The organism is Pseudaestuariivita sp., assembly GCF_052825805.1.
The window spans coordinates 275,322-290,317 of sequence record NZ_JBRBVB010000015.1 but is presented as its reverse complement, the minus strand read 5'-3'; the positions used below and the strand labels follow the sequence as shown (position 1 = coordinate 290,317).

The window sequence follows — 14,996 nt, the reverse complement described above, 5'->3', positions numbered from 1 at the left end:
CAGGAGGTGACCCATGGACCATGGCTTTCAGGCTGCGCCATTGCCGCAGAGCGCGGCGCTTGGCCCGCGCGAGGACAGCGTGTGCTGGCGCGACATTCTGCAAACCGCTCTGCACGGGCTTTACCCGTCCGATGAGCACCTCGAGCGCTTGCTCGACCATCTGGAGCGGACGCCGTGAACGCCATGACCCAAGTGCCCCGCCCGATGGACGTGCCCGAACGCCCGCAGGTCGCCACCTATGACGCGCGCGACCTGATCCGGGACGGCGTGCAGGCGCAGATCGTTCTGGACGGGCAAACCTACATCCTGCGCATCACAAAGGCGGGCAAGCTGATCCTGACGAAGTGAACTCTTTCGCCGAACCAAGGCAGCACGCGCGGCGTTGAGCCCGCGAGGCAACCGAACAAGGGACCCCATGGCCAAGACACCCAGCCCCTGCATCGACGTGTGCAAGTTCAAACGCGAAGGCCACTGCATCGGCTGTTCGATGACCAAGGCGCAAAAGGCGCTCTTCAAGGGCCTGAAAAAGGACAAGCACCGCGCGGCATTCGTCACCATGCTGGTCGCGCAGCAACGCCAGCTCGGGCGGTACTCGCACTGGACGTCCGCCTATTTGCGCAAGTGCCTCAAGAAGAAGGTCAAGCCGGTCTCAGCCGTGCGGGATGCGGCCTAGGCGGGACTGTGTACCCTCGTGACACAAGGTGCAGGAGCGCGTCTGCGCAGGCAAAAGCCTACGCCGCGCCGCGCAGGGGGAACTGGCCGATGACCTCGAAGGCGCTGTCCTGACGCTCTCCACAAAGGGCGATCTGGTCCAGCACGAATGGAGCCGGCATCGGCGGGAAATGCGCGGCGACCCGCTCGGTCCAAAGGGGCAGATCGGCGGTCGGGATCGGGCCCGTCAGGGTCATGTGAAAGCGGAATTCGTCCAGCACATAGGGATAGCCCCACCGCGCAAGCAGTGCCTCTTGCCGCGGCGTGAGCTGCGCCTTGCGCCGCCGCTCGGTCTCTTCCGCGGTCGGTGCGGCGCGAAAGTCGTCGAGCTCCTGCACACAGGCCGCCGCCACGCTCGCTAGATCGTCCTGGCTCCCGAGCGGCACCAGCGCCAGAAACCGCCCAATCGTCGCCACCTGCAGCCCTGCGCAGCGCGCGGCGGGCGTGCGTTCCGCAAGCGCCTCCACGGCCGCACATAGCTGGTCACCCGTCATGCCCTCGGCCAGTCGGAACGGCGGCTTGAGCGTTGCGTGGAAGCCGTATTTGCGCGGGGTGCGAGTCACGGCGTCCAGCCCTGCGAGGTCGGGCTTCGGCACGGGCACGCCGCGCAACACGTCCCACCCAAGCCAGCGCGCGCCGGCCTCGGCCAAAGCACCTGCGCGGGGGGTGAAGTAGATGGCATGGCGGGCGTACTTCATGCTGCGGCACATACCGCAGATGGCATCTCGGCACCACACGCTATTCGCCTGCGCGCGCGTCTCGGACCCCGAAAACGCCCCTTGAAACATCCCCCAGGGGCGATGCGCGATTGACAGACTCGAAAGGATGCGGCTTTGTCCGCGATGATGGTTCTCGCAAGCCCAAGGCGCGCGGGATGAAAAGGGAACACGGTGCGGCGTAGCCAACAGGCACCAAATCCGTGACTGCCCCCGCAACTGTGAGCGGTGAGCGAGCCCGAGATGAGCCACTGGACGTTGCGTCCGGGAAGGTTCGGGCAAGCAGCGACCCGCGAGTCAGGAGACCTGCCATCGACGGCGCGCACCCGTGCGCCGGAGTTTCAACGCGATGCGGGCGGGGCGCCCGGTCAGGAGCACAGCATGGCGACGCGGCATCTTCCGCAGCGACATGGCCCTTTGCGCCCGCAGGCGCGTGGCGGAGGGCCATATGACACATCGGATCACAATCTGCACCTCGTGCCGGCACAAGGGCACCGACTGCCGCCCGGGCTATGAGCTGATCGACAAGCTGCGCACGGCCATCGCGGCCGCCGGGGCGTCGGTGCCGGAGGATTTCGAGATCTCGGGCGTGGCCTGTATGGCCGGCTGTGACCGCCCCTGCACCGTGGCCTATCACGGCACGAAAAAGGCGACGTATCTCTTTGGCGACATCGAGCCGGAGACGGACATCGCCGACCTCGTGGCCTTCGCGCGCCAGTATGCCTACCTGCACGACGGCTGGTGCGCCTCGGTTGACCGGCCCGGCAAGCTGCGCAAGGCGACGCTTGCGCGGGTGCCTGCGGCAATCATCGCGCTCGAAGAGAGCGAGGCCCGGGCGTCGTGAGCGCGGCAAACCTCACCGTCACCGACCTCTCGTGGTCGCCGGGGCGCAGAGCGCCGACGCTGCTGCATCCGGTGAGCTTTGCGCTCGAGGCGGGGCGCGTATTGGGCATCGTCGGCCCGAACGGCGCCGGCAAGACGACGCTGCTGCGCCTCCTCTACCGGTTCCACCGCCCCACAACAGGCCACGTGCAAGTCGGTGGCGCCGACATCTGGGATATGCCGGCCCGTGCCGTGGCGCAGCGCGTCGCGGCGGTGCTGCAAGAGCAACCCGGCGACTTTGCTCTGACGGTTCAGGAGATCGTCACCCTGGGGCGCACGCCGCATCGGCGCGGCTTTGCCGGCAGCGCCGGTGTGCGTGACGTGCAGATCATCGAGGGCGCGCTGGCCCGGCTCGACCTCGACGGTCTCGCGGAGCGCCACCTCAGCACCCTCTCGGGTGGGGAGCGCCAGCGGGTTATGGTCGCGCGTGCGCTCGCGCAGGAGCCGCAGCTTTTGATCCTCGACGAGCCGACCAACCACCTCGACATCCGCCACCAGCTGGAGGTGCTGGAGCTGATCCGCACCCTGCCCCTGACAATCGTGACCTCGCTGCACGATCTCAACCTGGCCGCCGCCCTCTGCGACGACGTCCTGCTCCTTCACTCCGGGCGCGCGCTCGGATTTGGCCCGCCGCACGAGGTCCTGTCCGAGGCTGCCGTGTCAGATGCCTTTGGCGTTCGGGCGCGCACAGAAACCCTGTCGGTCAGTCAGACCGAGCACCTCACCTACCACCTTCACACTCATGGACCCCAACGATGAAGACGACACTCCTGACCACCGCCGCCCTCGCGCTTACCGCTGGCGCTGCCTTTGCCGAGACAACGGTGCAAAGCTGCAACCGCACCGTGACCTTTGACGAGGTGCCGAGCCGCGCGATCTCGAACGACGTGAACCTGACCGAGATGATGCTCGTGCTCGGGCTGACCGACCACATGGTCGGCTACACCGGCATCTCGGGCTGGAAGACGCTGGATGAGGACATGCGCGCCGGCGTCGAGGCGCTGCCGGAACTTTCGGCCAAGTACCCCTCCAAGGAAGTGCTGGTCGGCGCGGATGCAGACTTCTTCTTTGCCGGCTGGAACTACGGCATGAAAGTCGGTGGCGACGTCACGCCCGAGACGCTCGCCCCCTTCGGCATCGAGGTCTACGAGCTGACGGAAAGCTGCGCGCATATCATGGAGAAGGGCAAGGCCAGCATGGACGACATGTACGCCGACCTGATGAACCTCGGTGCGATCTTCGATGTGGAGGACAAGGCAGCCGCGCTGGTCGAGGGTTACAAGGCGGAGCTGGCCGCGATCACCGCAGGTCTCGAACCCGGCGCGCCGGTGCGCGCCTTCGTCTACGACAGCGGCGAGGACAAGCCCTTCACCGCCGGCCTCTACGCGATGCCCACCGCGCTGATCGAGGCGGCGGGCGGCACCAATGTGATGAACGGCTTTGAGAAGAGCTGGGGCATCGTCACCTGGGAAGAGGTTGTCGAGCAGAACCCGGAGGTCATCGTCATCGTCAACTACGGCACCGTGACCGCCGCGCAAAAGCGGGCCTTCATGATGTCGAACCCCGCCTTTGCCGAGATCGACGCGGTCAAGAACGACCGGTTCGTGACGCTCGAATACGTCGAGGCGACGCCCGGCCCTCGCAACATCGCCGCGGTCAAGACGCTGGCGGACGCGTTCCGGGGCAACTGAGCGATGAGCGATACGGCCGTTCCGTCCCCCGTGCAGTCCCCAGTGCAGTCCGCCGCGCAGTCTCCGGTGCGCGAAGCCAAGAGCCGGGCGCTGGGGCTGACCGCGCTCGGGCTGACTGCATTCGGGCTGGCGGCGCTGCTCGTATCGCTCTCGATCGCCATCTCCGTGGGAGCCGTGCCGGTCCCCACAGGCACGGTCTGGGGGGTGCTGGTGGGCAAGATCTCGCCCGGCATCATCGAGGCGGACTGGAGCCGGGGCCGCGAGGCCATCGTCTGGGACATCCGCTTCCCCCGCGCGCTGCTCGCGATCCTCGTCGGCGCCGGCCTTGCGGTGGTCGGCGCCGCGCTGCAGGCAGTCACGCGCAACCCACTGGCCGATCCGCACCTCCTTGGCATCTCGTCGGGCGGTGCATTTGGCGCGATCTTTGCCCTCCTGCACTCCGGGCTCTTTCTGGGGCTTTTGACGGTTCCGATCCTGGCGTTCTGCGGCGCGCTCCTGGCGACGCTGGTCGTGCTCGGCGTCTCGCGGCTGGCGGATGCGCAAAGCGCGGACCGGCTGGTGCTGGCCGGTGTCGCGGTCTCGTTCATCATCATGGCGGGCGCGAACGGGCTGATCTTTCTCGGCGAGCCGCACGCCTCGCATACGGTGGTCTTCTGGATGCTCGGAGGGCTGGGCCTCGCGCAGTGGGACCACCTGATCTACCCGGCTGTGATCCTTTTGGCTTGCGGCGCGTGGCTGGCCACCCGCACGGCGCAGCTGAACGCGATGACCGTCGGGGACGAGACCGCCGCCACGCTTGGCATCCCCGTCGCGCGGTTCCGGCTGGCCGTGTTCGTCGCCGGCGCGCTCATCACCGGCGTGATGGTCGCGTTCTCCGGGATCATCGGCTTTGTCGGGCTGATGGTGCCGCACGTGGCGCGGATGCTCGTCGGCGGAGACTACCGCCGCGTCCTGCCTGCCTCGGCGCTGATCGGCGCGATCTTCCTCCTCTGGGCCGACATCGCCGCCCGCACCATCATGGCCCCCGAAGACATGCCAATCGGCATCGTCACCGGCCTCGTCGGCGGCGTGTTCTTTGTCTGGCTCCTGGGACGCAGGCGCGGCGTCTAGGGCGGCGAGGTAAGGTGGGCCGTGGCCCACCCTACGGGCTTAGCCCTTGAGGTGGGCGCGGAGGAACCAGGCGAATTTTTCGTGTTCCTGGCCGCGGGCGATGCAGAGGTCCTCGGTGAGCGTGTCACCGTGTTCGGCGGCGAGCGCGCCGGCGCCGGCGAGGGTCGCCGCGAGCGTCTCCTGCGCCTCCTGCATGGCCGCGATCATCTCCTTGTCGGAGGCGTGGCCATCGTGCTCCTTGACCTTGGAGCGCGCGAGCATGCCGGCCAGCGTGCCTTCGGCATGGGCGTCCAACGCCTTCACCCGCTCGGCCAGATCGTCCTGCGCGACGAAGTGGTCCTCGTAAATCTTCTGGAAAAGATCGTGCAGCGGGCCAAAGCCCATCCCCGTCACGTTCCAGTGAAAGTTCTGCGCCAGCATCGTGGCAACGGCGGTCTCGGCGACCGACTGGTTGAGCGCGTCTGCGATGGCGGCGCGCGCGTCGGTGGTGAGCGCTTCGGCTGTCTGGGTCATCCCTTGCTCCCTCTCCTGCAAGTCTGGGGTCTCTCGATCCAGCTGGCTGGCGGACGTGCTGGCTTGCTGTGCGGGAGTACGTAGACACCCGCAAACCAAAAGCAAGATGTTTTTAGAATTATTCTAAAACCGACAAGTTCACTCGGTTACAGATCAAAGCTGACTGCGATCCGGGCGATCAGAAACTTGACGAAGCGCCGGTTCTGCGGCGCCACCCGCGACGCCAGAAGGAACGCGACGCTGGGCGCGTCATCCGCCACGGACGATCGCGCCAGTTGCAAGAGCCACGTCTCGTCGAATGTCATCTCCACTGCGCCCGGCGCATAGAGCCGAGCGGTCTGTCCCAGCGCTTCGGGCAGGCAGCGCATCAGCGCCTCGGCGTAAGCCTCCCGCGAGGCACACTTCTCCACCTGCAACAGCGCGCACGCCTCGAAAAGATCCGTCCGCCGCCGCACCCGGCACTGCATCGCCACAAAGCGCAGATGATTCAGAAACGCCCGCGCGCCGTCGTCGAGCCGCGGCGCAGAGCGCTTCACATGAGGCTGGTCGAGACGTAGGGGCAGCATGTCGCAGACCTTTCTGTCAGGCCGGGCAAGATTGCGGAGGACAACCGCCCTATCCTGAGTATATTTATAGGATATGACCCGGATCACAAGCCTAAGCCTTACGCTTTTGATCACCTTAGCGTCAAGCCAGGCTGACGCTCCCGTCTAGTCAAGCTGACACCTGACCTAAGATGTCGGGTGCACAAGTATACGGTCCAAGTCCTACCCGCGGGCGCCTTCGGCACAGCCTAATACCCTGTCACCACGAAACTATTTTGCATCCAATGTGCTCGACGCTTGCCGGCTTGGCCGCCCCCTTGTACCTTCAAACCCATGGAAAATGCGCCAAACATGTCCGGGCACGAACGCAGCCTTGAGGGCCTGCTCGACAAGGCGGATATCGCAAAAGTCATCCACGACTATTGCTATCATTTCGACCAAGCCGAGATCGAAGCCGTGCTTGCGCTCTTTACCGAAGATGCGGTTGTGGACTACGGGCCGGACGTGCCGACCATGGCGGGGCTCAACGAGCTCCGGCCGATGGTCACGAACGGCCTGACGAGCTTCTTTGCCGCGACGAGCCATCATATCTCGAACATCGACATCCGTTTCGAGACGCGCGACAAGGCGCGCAGCACTTGCTACGTTTACGCGTGGCACCGGTACCAGGACGGGCGCGCGAACAGCGAGTTGTGGGGGCAATATGCGCATGGTTTCGAGCGCACATCGGACGGATGGAAGATTTCCGAACTGGTGCTGAAAGCGGCCGGGTCGGAGAACTTTCACCGCGACCAGATGCACCCGATTGGCCGCCGGGCCGCACCACCCGAAGGCTAACGCGCGCGTCTCGAAAAAAGCCTCTCTTGGGTCCGGTCTTGCGGGACGGGACGACCCGGATGGCCGCCCCGCTTTTGTTGCATCGGCTCAGTTGGACGCGATGAACGCCTCGAACCTGTCCTTGAACTCCGCCGCTTCGGGCTGATCGGTCAGGATGACGTCCCAGCTTTGCTTTGCAGCCTCCATGAAGGGCGCAAGATCGGGCTCGAGGATTTCCACCCCGGCCTCTGCCGCGGTTTCCAGACCGGCATCGGCAAGGCCGTCATGCGCCTCGATCCCGACGGCAATGGCGTCGGTCGCAGCGGTCTGGATCATCTCCTGCACATCTGCCGGCAGGCCATCCCACCAGGACTTGGACAGGACCATGACGGTGGTTGACTGGTGCGCCTTGGTCAGCGTGTAGGTGTTGACCGTCTCGTAGAACCCGTCCGCGACGATCGCATCGGGCGAGATCTCGAGCGCGTCGACAACGTTGTTCTGGATCGCCATGAAAAGCTCGCCATACGACATCGGCGTCGGCTGGGTGCCCATGGCCTTGTACGCCTCGACAAAGCCCGGCGTCGGCAGCACGCGGATCTTCAGACCCTGCATGTCGTCGACGGTCTCGACCCGCGCGGGTGCCTTGGTCGCGACGGACCGTTCGTAAATCGAGCCGAAGCCGAGGCCGTGCATGCCGTACTCACCGAGCAGGTCGAGCATTTCGCGCCCCATGTCGCTTTGCAGCACCTCGTAGGCCTGCGCCTTGTCCTCGAAAAGGTACGGCAGGGAGAGCACGCGGTAGGCCGGCACAACCGTCTCGAGTGTCGAGCCGCCCACGAAGCCGCCGGTCAGAATGCCCGTGCGCATCGACTGGATGGCCCGCGTTTCGTTGCCGGCCTGTCCACAGCACTGGATCTCGACGGCGATGCTGCCGCCAGAGCGTTCTTCGATCAGCGATTTGAACTCGTTGAGCGTGACCTGGTACGGGCTCTGGTCGCTCAACACGTGGGCCATGGTCATCGTGTAGTCCTGCGCCTGCGCGGCACCGGTCCCGACGGCCATCGCCACCGCGACGCCAAAGGCGGTCTGTCTGAATGTCATGTCTGTTGTTTCCCTGTCGAACTGGTTAGCGGAGCAGGACGAGCGAGATGCTCGGGACGTAGGTGATGATCATCAGGTTGGCCAAGAGGACCATCAGGAACACCGCCAGCGGACGCATCAGCTGCTCCATACTGATGCGGGCAATGCCGCAGGCGATGAAGAGGTTGACCCCGACCGGCGGTGTGACCATCCCGACGGCGAGGTTCACGATCATGATCATGCCGAAATGCACGGGGTCGATGCCGTAGCTCACCGCGATCGGCGACAGGATCGGGGCAAGGATGACGATGGCGGCAAACGTCTCCATGAACATGCCGACCACCAGCAGGAAGAGGTTGACCAGCAAGAGGAAGTAGATCGGGTTCTCCGTCACCGTCGTCAAAAGCTGGCCCAGCTGTTGCGGCGCGCGCAACAGGTGCAGCGCAAAGGCGAACATCGCGGCAAAGGCGACGATGATCATGACCACCGACGACGTGACCGCAGCACTTGCAAAGATACGCGGCAGGTCCCGCACCCCGATCTCCCGATAGACGACGACGCTCAGGAAAAGGGCGTAGAACACGGCCACGACAGCCGCCTCCGTGGCGGTAAAGATGCCGCCAAAGATGCCGCCCAGGATGATGACCGGCATGAAGAGTGACAGCGACGCGCGCCAGAACGCACCCGACACATCGCGCACCCAGGGCCGCATCTGAAAAGGCTGGCGCTCGCCGTATCCCATGATCCAGGCCACGAGGATCGCCGTCGTCATGAGGGACACGCCGACCATCAACCCGGGCAGAAAGCCCGCGATGAAAAGGTCCGTGATCGAGATACCGGTGATGACGCCGTAGATCACCATGGCGACCGAAGGCGGGATGATCACGCCCAGCTCGCCCGAGGCCGCCGTCGTCGCGGCGCTGAATGGGCGCGGGTACTTTTGCTTTTCCATTTCCGGGATCAGCATCGACCCGATCGCCGCTGCCGTCGCCGCCGACGAGCCGGAGATCGTGGCAAAGAGCATCGACGTCATGACAACCGCGGCAGCCAGCCCGCCACGCACCCAGCTGACAAGCGCCTTGGCCAGATCGACGAGCCGCTTGGCGATGCCGCCGTGCTGCATCAACCGCCCGGCCAGTACGTAAAGCGGCAGCGCCATCAGCGCAAAGCTGTCCAGCGCCTCGAAGATCACCTGCGGGATCGCGATGAACGGAATGTTCTTGTCGATCAGGGTCGGGATCGCAGCCAGCCCCAGCGACATGGCGATGGGCACGCTTGCGATAAAGAGAACCAGAAGTGCGCCGACCAGCAGGATCATCTCAATCCTCCGGCGCGAAATCGGACGCGAACCGTATGTCGCGCCCTTCGATGAGGGTTTCGGCGATCAGGGCGAGCGAGTTGACGATCATCAGACCCATGCTCACCGGCATCGCCCAGTAGACCTTGTCCTTGGTGATGCCGAGGACGGGGCTGGTCTCCGTCCGGCCAAGCGCGATGAAGTCCAGGCCGGTCGAGAGCAAGAGCCCGAAGAAGGCGATGCAGAGGATCATCACGGCGTAGCGGATCGGAATGCCGGTGCCCGCCGGCAGCTTGCGCACGCCGAATTCCAGCGCGATCATCCGCGCGTGCCGCACGCCGACGGCAGCACCGAGAAACACCATCCAGATCAGGGTGTACCGCGCCAGCTCTTCGGTCCAGGGCGCCGAGATGTTGATGTCGAGCGCCGTCAGGACAAACCGGACCGTCACCTGTGTCATGACCGCAAGCGCGACGACGCACAGCAGGGCGGCCACCAGCAGTGTCACGAGCGCGTTGATCTTGTCGACGATGGTCACGTAGCTCCGCAACAGGCGAGCCCCCACAGCAAGTTCACGTGTGTCAGCGGGCCGGAAAGCGCCGCCCCGCCGATCAGACTACGGATATCTCAAATGTTCGCAATACAAATTTTTGTTCGCTATGCGCACTATTTACAAAGAAAGGCATGGCGATGAGTGCGGAGCCAAGCAGATATTTCACCTTTGGATTGGCAGACTCGAAGAGGAGAGTGGCTTCACCGCGCCGCGAAAAATCGAAGCCAGGCGATAGCGCTTCGAAAGCCGCTTTTAGCCATAAGCCACTGATTTTAAGATAATTCAAGCACGCCCAACCCTACAGTCTGCCGCAACGACCTCAAGTAGCTCCCGCCGCTTCCACCAATTGATTGCGACACATAGCGACAGCGCAGAACGGATCTCGCGGCTGCAATGTCGGCATCGCTTGATCTCTCGGCATTTTGCGAGCAATAGTTCGTTATGCGAACGCGTGCTGTATCTTTCGAGCCCCCCCGAGCCGGCGGAAAGCCCGTGCTGGCACGAGGCTCACGGGCGGTCGTGACAGGGTCGGGCGAGATCGCGCGCATACCTTCCAGCGCCATGTATCGAGGACTATGAGATGACGGATCTGCCCCCACAGGACTGGCCGGAAGAGGTCTGGCGCGGGCATGTGAACCGCGTGCGTGCCGGGCGACGTCTCGCGCCGCCCTCGTGGCCCGGCGGCGCCAAAGCCGCGCTGGCGCTGTCCTTTGACTGCGACCACGAGACCTTTGAGATGGGCGGTGGACGTCATGCCGTCGGCCGGCTGGGATGGGGGGAGTTCGGGCGGCGCGTGGGCGTGCCCCGCATCCTCGAGACGCTGCGCCGCCACGATGCGCACGCCTCCTTCTTCATGCCTGCGGTCGCCGCGCTGATCGACCCCGATGAGCCGCGCCGGATCGTCGAGGCCGGTCACGAGATCGGGGTGCACGGCTGGATCCACGAGGCCAACGCCACCCTCGGCCAGACGCAAGAGCGTGACCTGCTGCTCCGCTCCCGCGACACACTGGAAACCCTCAGCGGCCAGCGTCCCGTCGGTCACCGCGCCGCGCATTGGGATTTGAGCGACCACACGATCGCTCTGGTCGCAGAGGCCGGCTTTGCCTACGACAGCTCCATGATGGCCGATGACAGCTGCTACGAGCTGATCTGCGACGGCTCCCCCACCGGGCTTGTCGAAGTGCCGGTGGATTGGGTGCGCGACGATGCGGTGTACCTGCTCTTCAACCGCGTGCCGCCCACCCGTCCGACGCTGAGCGCGGACGATGTGCTCAAGGTCTTCTTGCGCGAATTCGATGCCGCGTTCGACGAAGGCGGCGTCTGCCAGCTGGTGATGCACCCCTTCGTGATCGGCTATCGCTCGCGCATCTGGATCCTCGACGAATTGCTGCGCCACGCCCGCGCGCGCGGGGATGTGTTCATCGGCACCCATGCCGCCGTCGCCGCCCATGCCAAGGAAGCCGGATGACCATGACCTCGCCAACGGACGCCCTCGCCCGATTTGAAGCAGCGCTCGACGACGCAAAGACCGCCGATGACGCATACAAGGCGCTTGGCGAGCTCGTGGACGTGACCGTCGGGGCGCGCCTCTTTACCATCATGACGGTGGACATGCAGATGATGCTGGCCCGGCGGGCCTACAGCTCGGACCCAGTGAACTACCCGGCCTCCGGCACCAAGGAGATCACGATGAACCGCTGGTTCGATCACGTGCACGGCAAGGGGCAGACGTTCGTGGCGAACACGCTGGCGGAGATCGACGAAGTCTTCCCGGATGCCGCACTCATCGGGCAGCTGGGCTGCGGGTCCGTCGTCAACCTGCCGGTGACCCGAGAGGGCGCGTTGGTGGCGACGATGAACATCCTGCATGCAGAGCAGCACTACACGCCCGAACGGGTGGCCTTTTGCAACGCGCATCTTTCCGGGCCTGCCCACCGCACGGTCGCGCGCGCGGAGGCGCTTGGCGGCTAGGCTAGGTCTCGCCCCGCTCGTCAAAGAGGTTGATCGTCCCGGTCCAGAGCACCCGGACCGGCATATCCGACGGGTTGGCCCAGCCATGCGGACGGCCCGCGTCGTAATGCGCATTGTCGCCTTCGGCCAAGGTCAGCTTTTCGCCGTCCAGCGTCAGCTCGAGCGACCCGGTCAGCACGTAGACGGCCTCCTCGCCCGCGTGGGTCACCATCTCCGAGGTGTAGCCCGGCTCGAGCGTCATGATAAACGACGACAGTTCATTGCCGGGGAACGTGGCGCCCAGCCGCTCGTAGCGCATCTGTGACGCCCCGACGATGAATTGCGGACGGTTCCGGGCGCGGCTGATGCAAGTATTCGGTTGCGGTTTCGCGATCAGAAAGTCGATCCCGACCCCCAGCGCCCGCGCGATGGCCGACAATGTCGTGAGCGTCGGGACGGATTTGTCACGCTCGATCAGGCTGAGATACCCGATGGAAATGCCCGCCGGCTCCGCCACCTCCTGCAACGTCAGACCCAGGTGCTGACGCCGCGCGCGGATGGTCCTGCCGATCTGCAACCCTTCTGCCTTGGCGGCGTCGTCCAAACTCACACGCCTGCTCCCCTGACGCTCACACGTGCCTCGTCCGCGGTCCGGTCCTTTGTGCCGAGGCTGGCGCTGTATAGCTCCTGCGCATAGGGTTCGGCAAATGCCCCGGTGCGCAGCGCCGAAACGGGGGCCTGCTCGACCAGGCTGCCATGCCGCAGAACGCCCAGCCGGTCGCACAGAAAGCCGACGACAGGCAGCGCGTGGGTGACCAGGATATATGTCAGATCGCGCTCCTCGCGCAGGCGGACAAGCAGGTTGAGGATCTCGGCCTGCACGCTCACGTCGAGCGCCGAGGTCGGCTCGTCGAGGAGCAGCAGCCTGGGTTCCAGCATCAACGCCCGGGCGATGGCCACCCTCTGCCGCTGGCCCCCGGACAGCTGGTGCGGAAAGCGGTAACGGAACCGCGGGTCGAGCCCCACATCGCGCATCATCTGCACCACCCGGTCCGCGCGGTCGCCGATGCCATGCACCTTGAGCGGCTCCGACAGGGTCGCGTCCACCGTGCGGCGGGGATGCAGCGAGGCGTAGGGGTCCTGGAAGATCATCTGGCAATGCCGTGCAAACAGCAGGTCGATCCGCCCGGCGCGCGGCACACCGTCAACCTCAATCGTGCCGCGCCAGTCGCGCGCCATGCCGACGATGGCGCGCAGGATCGTCGACTTGCCTGACCCGCTCTCGCCCACCAGCGCATAGCTTTCGCCCTGCCCGACGGCAAAGGAGACATCCCGGACCACATCCGTCCGGCCATAGCGCACAAAGAGGTGCTCGATGTTCAGCGCCGGCGTCATGCGTCGTACACCATGTCGCGGTCCATCACCGGCAGCACCGCGCGGCTTTCGTCCATGCGCGGGACCGCCGCCAAAAGGCCCTGCGTGTAGGGATGCGCGGCCGTGTGCAGCTTGCCGGCCTCGAGCTCCTCGACCACGCGGCCACGATGCATGACCAGAACCAGGTCGCAGTAGCGCGCGACCAGCTCAAGGTCGTGGCTGATCAAGATCAGCGCCATGCCGTTCTTGGCAATCATCGTGTCGATGAGGTCCAGCACCTGCGCCTGCACGCTCACGTCCAGTGCCGACGTCGGCTCGTCCGCGATCAGGATGTCGGGCTGTGGAATGAGCATCATCGCGATCATCACGCGCTGGCCCATGCCGCCCGAAACTTCGTGGGGGTAAAGCTTCATCACGCGGTCCGGGTCCGCGATACGGACCTGATCCAGCATGTCGCGAACCCGCGCCTGCACCTCGCGCCGGGGCAGGTTTTCGTGCACCTTGAGCGCCTCTGCAATCTGCGCCCCGATCGTCATCACCGGGTTGAGAGAGAACTTGGGGTCCTGCATGACCATCGAAATCCGGGCACCGCGGATGTCGCGCATCTGTCTTTCGGAGAGCCGCGTCAGGTCGATCCCGTCAAAGATCAGCCCGCCCGTCTCCACCTGCGCGGGCGGCTTGAGCAGCCGCAACAAGGCGCGCCCCGTCAAGGACTTGCCTGACCCGCTTTCGCCCACAATGCCGAGCCGCTCGCGGCCAAGGTCAAAGGACACGCCGTGCACGACCTGCACCGGGCCGCGCGGTCCGGGAAAGGTGACGCGCAAATCGCGCAATCGCAAAAGTGTTTCCGTCATCGGCCTTCCCTCTGCCTCGGGTCCAGAACGTCGCGCAGCCCGTCCCCGAGAAAACAGAAGCCGAGGCTGACGATGATGATGGCAAAGCCCGGCATTGTCGCAACCCACCACTGGTCGAGGATGAACGAGCGCCCGCGGGAGATCATCGCCCCCCACTCCGGCAGGGGCGGCTGCGCGCCCAGCCCGAGAAAGCCAAGGCCCGCCGCGGTCAGAATGATCCCCGCCATGTCGAGCGTGGCGCGGATGATGGTCGAGGACATGCAGAGCGGCAGCACGTGCACGGCGATCACCCTTAGATGCGACGCGCCCTGCAGCTGCACCGCCGCGATGAATTCCGAGTTACGGAATGTCAGCGTCTCGGCGCGCGCGATCCGCGCATAGGCGGGCCAGGCGGTGATCGCGATCGCAATGATCGCATTTTGCAGACCGGCCCCGAGCGCGGCCACGAACGCCAGCGCCATGATGAGCTTGGGCAGGGACAGGAACACATCGGTGATCGCCATCAGGATCCGGTCCGTCCAGCCCCCGAAATAGCCGGCCACGGCGCCAACGATCAGACCGATCGGCGCGGAGATGACGGCAACCATCACGACGATCAACAGCGTGATGCGCGCGCCATAAAGGATGCGGCTGAGGATATCGCGGCCAAGCTCGTCCGTGCCGAGCCAGTGCTCTGCGCTCGGCGGCATCAGCCGCATCGAGAGGTTCTGGCCCACCGGGGAATGCGGCGCGAGAAACGGCGCAAAGACCGCGATCAGGATCAGCGCGCCAACGATGAACGCGCCCAGCATCGCCAGGGGGTTGCGCGCAAAGCTGCGCCAGATCGCAAAGGCTTGCGCCGCCTGCGCCTGCCATCTCGACGCGGGGGCGTCTGCGGTCAGCCAAAGTCTCAACCGGGTCATGG

21 protein-coding genes and 1 riboswitch are annotated in these 14,996 nt (G+C 65.3%); of the genes, 10 read left to right on the top strand and 11 right to left on the bottom strand.

Annotated features, from left to right (window positions below; genetic code table 11):
- Positions 1-13: 13 nt before the first annotated feature.
- The 3 genes from ACU0B3_RS17450 to ACU0B3_RS17440 all read left to right on the top strand — a co-directional run bounded on the left by ACU0B3_RS17450 (position 14) and on the right by ACU0B3_RS17440 (position 673).
- Positions 14-178, top strand: a complete 165-nt coding sequence (locus ACU0B3_RS17450) for a hypothetical protein (RefSeq protein ID WP_446262158.1) — start codon at positions 14-16, stop codon at positions 176-178.
- Positions 175-348: a hemin uptake protein HemP gene (hemP, locus tag ACU0B3_RS17445; RefSeq protein ID WP_446262157.1), complete on the top strand. Its 174-nt coding sequence runs from the start codon at positions 175-177 to the stop codon at positions 346-348. The genes ACU0B3_RS17450 and hemP overlap by 4 nt, the downstream gene beginning before the upstream one ends.
- Positions 349-415: 67 nt before the next feature.
- A complete protein-coding gene (locus ACU0B3_RS17440) occupies positions 416-673 on the top strand; it encodes a DUF1289 domain-containing protein (protein WP_446262156.1) in 258 nt (85 codons plus the stop codon).
- A gap of 58 nt (positions 674-731) precedes the next feature.
- On the opposite strand, the gene ACU0B3_RS17435 is transcribed toward ACU0B3_RS17440, so the two are convergent.
- Positions 732-1,409, bottom strand: coding sequence for a DUF1045 domain-containing protein (locus ACU0B3_RS17435; RefSeq protein ID WP_446262155.1), 678 nt, complete (start codon positions 1,407-1,409; stop codon positions 732-734).
- A gap of 131 nt (positions 1,410-1,540) precedes the next feature.
- Positions 1,541-1,755, top strand: a riboswitch (cobalamin riboswitch).
- A gap of 120 nt (positions 1,756-1,875) precedes the next feature.
- On the opposite strand from ACU0B3_RS17435, the gene ACU0B3_RS17430 reads away from it, so the two are divergent.
- The 4 genes from ACU0B3_RS17430 to ACU0B3_RS17415 are packed head-to-tail and all read left to right on the top strand — an operon-like array spanning position 1,876 to position 5,110.
- Entirely contained in the window at positions 1,876-2,271 is a 396-nt protein-coding gene (locus tag ACU0B3_RS17430; protein ID WP_446262154.1) for a DUF1636 family protein, read from the top strand.
- A complete protein-coding gene (locus ACU0B3_RS17425) occupies positions 2,268-3,068 on the top strand; it encodes an ABC transporter ATP-binding protein (protein WP_446262153.1) in 801 nt (266 codons plus the stop codon). Before ACU0B3_RS17430 ends, ACU0B3_RS17425 begins: the two co-directional genes overlap by 4 nt.
- On the top strand, positions 3,065-4,000 hold the full coding sequence (locus ACU0B3_RS17420) for an ABC transporter substrate-binding protein (protein WP_446262152.1): 936 nt from the start codon (positions 3,065-3,067) through the stop codon (positions 3,998-4,000). The genes ACU0B3_RS17425 and ACU0B3_RS17420 overlap by 4 nt, the downstream gene beginning before the upstream one ends.
- A gap of 3 nt (positions 4,001-4,003) precedes the next feature.
- Complete coding sequence (locus ACU0B3_RS17415) at positions 4,004-5,110, top strand: FecCD family ABC transporter permease (RefSeq protein ID WP_446262151.1); 1,107 nt, start codon at positions 4,004-4,006, stop codon at positions 5,108-5,110.
- A gap of 39 nt (positions 5,111-5,149) precedes the next feature.
- On the opposite strand, the gene ACU0B3_RS17410 is transcribed toward ACU0B3_RS17415, so the two are convergent.
- Positions 5,150-5,623, bottom strand: a complete 474-nt coding sequence (locus ACU0B3_RS17410; protein ID WP_446262150.1) for a Dps family protein — start codon at positions 5,621-5,623, stop codon at positions 5,150-5,152.
- A 146-nt stretch (positions 5,624-5,769) separates the two neighbouring features.
- On the bottom strand, positions 5,770-6,189 hold the full coding sequence (locus ACU0B3_RS17405) for a hypothetical protein (protein WP_446262149.1): 420 nt from the start codon (positions 6,187-6,189) through the stop codon (positions 5,770-5,772).
- Positions 6,190-6,501: 312 nt separating this feature from the next.
- On the opposite strand from ACU0B3_RS17405, the gene ACU0B3_RS17400 reads away from it, so the two are divergent.
- Positions 6,502-7,005: a nuclear transport factor 2 family protein gene (locus tag ACU0B3_RS17400; RefSeq protein WP_446262148.1), complete on the top strand. Its 504-nt coding sequence runs from the start codon at positions 6,502-6,504 to the stop codon at positions 7,003-7,005.
- A gap of 87 nt (positions 7,006-7,092) precedes the next feature.
- Here the strand turns inward: ACU0B3_RS17400 and ACU0B3_RS17395 are convergent, their stop codons facing one another.
- The 4 genes from ACU0B3_RS17395 to ACU0B3_RS17380 all read right to left on the bottom strand — a co-directional run bounded on the left by ACU0B3_RS17395 (position 7,093) and on the right by ACU0B3_RS17380 (position 10,200).
- Positions 7,093-8,085, bottom strand: a complete 993-nt coding sequence (locus tag ACU0B3_RS17395) for a TRAP transporter substrate-binding protein (RefSeq protein WP_446262147.1) — start codon at positions 8,083-8,085, stop codon at positions 7,093-7,095.
- Positions 8,086-8,110: 25 nt separating this feature from the next.
- Positions 8,111-9,382, bottom strand: a complete 1,272-nt coding sequence (locus ACU0B3_RS17390) for a TRAP transporter large permease (protein ID WP_446262146.1) — start codon at positions 9,380-9,382, stop codon at positions 8,111-8,113.
- Position 9,383: 1 nt separating this feature from the next.
- Positions 9,384-9,911: a TRAP transporter small permease gene (locus tag ACU0B3_RS17385; protein WP_446262145.1), complete on the bottom strand. Its 528-nt coding sequence runs from the start codon at positions 9,909-9,911 to the stop codon at positions 9,384-9,386.
- 61 nt (positions 9,912-9,972) lie between these two features.
- Positions 9,973-10,200 carry a hypothetical protein gene (locus ACU0B3_RS17380; RefSeq protein WP_446262144.1) on the bottom strand — a complete coding sequence of 76 codons (228 nt, stop codon included), beginning with the start codon at positions 10,198-10,200 and terminating at the stop codon, positions 9,973-9,975.
- Positions 10,201-10,494: 294 nt separating this feature from the next.
- On the opposite strand from ACU0B3_RS17380, the gene ACU0B3_RS17375 reads away from it, so the two are divergent.
- Positions 10,495-11,382: a polysaccharide deacetylase family protein gene (locus ACU0B3_RS17375; protein WP_446262143.1), complete on the top strand. Its 888-nt coding sequence runs from the start codon at positions 10,495-10,497 to the stop codon at positions 11,380-11,382.
- A complete protein-coding gene (locus ACU0B3_RS17370) occupies positions 11,379-11,885 on the top strand; it encodes a GAF domain-containing protein (RefSeq protein WP_446262142.1) in 507 nt (168 codons plus the stop codon). The genes ACU0B3_RS17375 and ACU0B3_RS17370 overlap by 4 nt, the downstream gene beginning before the upstream one ends.
- A 1-nt stretch (position 11,886) precedes the next feature.
- Here ACU0B3_RS17370 and ACU0B3_RS17365 read toward each other — a convergent pair whose 3' ends face one another.
- From ACU0B3_RS17365 to ACU0B3_RS17350, 4 genes are read right to left on the bottom strand one after another with little or no spacing between them, the layout of a single operon-like run.
- Positions 11,887-12,474 (bottom strand): cupin domain-containing protein, encoded by a 588-nt coding sequence (locus ACU0B3_RS17365; RefSeq protein ID WP_446262141.1) that lies wholly within the window; start codon positions 12,472-12,474, stop codon positions 11,887-11,889.
- The gene (locus tag ACU0B3_RS17360; protein ID WP_446262140.1) at positions 12,471-13,259 is read right to left on the bottom strand and encodes an ABC transporter ATP-binding protein; all 789 of its coding nucleotides are present in this window, start codon (positions 13,257-13,259) and stop codon (positions 12,471-12,473) included. The genes ACU0B3_RS17365 and ACU0B3_RS17360 overlap by 4 nt, the downstream gene beginning before the upstream one ends.
- A complete protein-coding gene (locus ACU0B3_RS17355; protein ID WP_446262139.1) occupies positions 13,256-14,092 on the bottom strand; it encodes an ABC transporter ATP-binding protein in 837 nt (278 codons plus the stop codon). The genes ACU0B3_RS17360 and ACU0B3_RS17355 overlap by 4 nt, the downstream gene beginning before the upstream one ends.
- Positions 14,089-14,994, bottom strand: coding sequence for an ABC transporter permease (locus ACU0B3_RS17350; protein WP_446262138.1), 906 nt, complete (start codon positions 14,992-14,994; stop codon positions 14,089-14,091). The genes ACU0B3_RS17355 and ACU0B3_RS17350 overlap by 4 nt, the downstream gene beginning before the upstream one ends.
- Positions 14,995-14,996 lie beyond the last annotated feature (2 nt).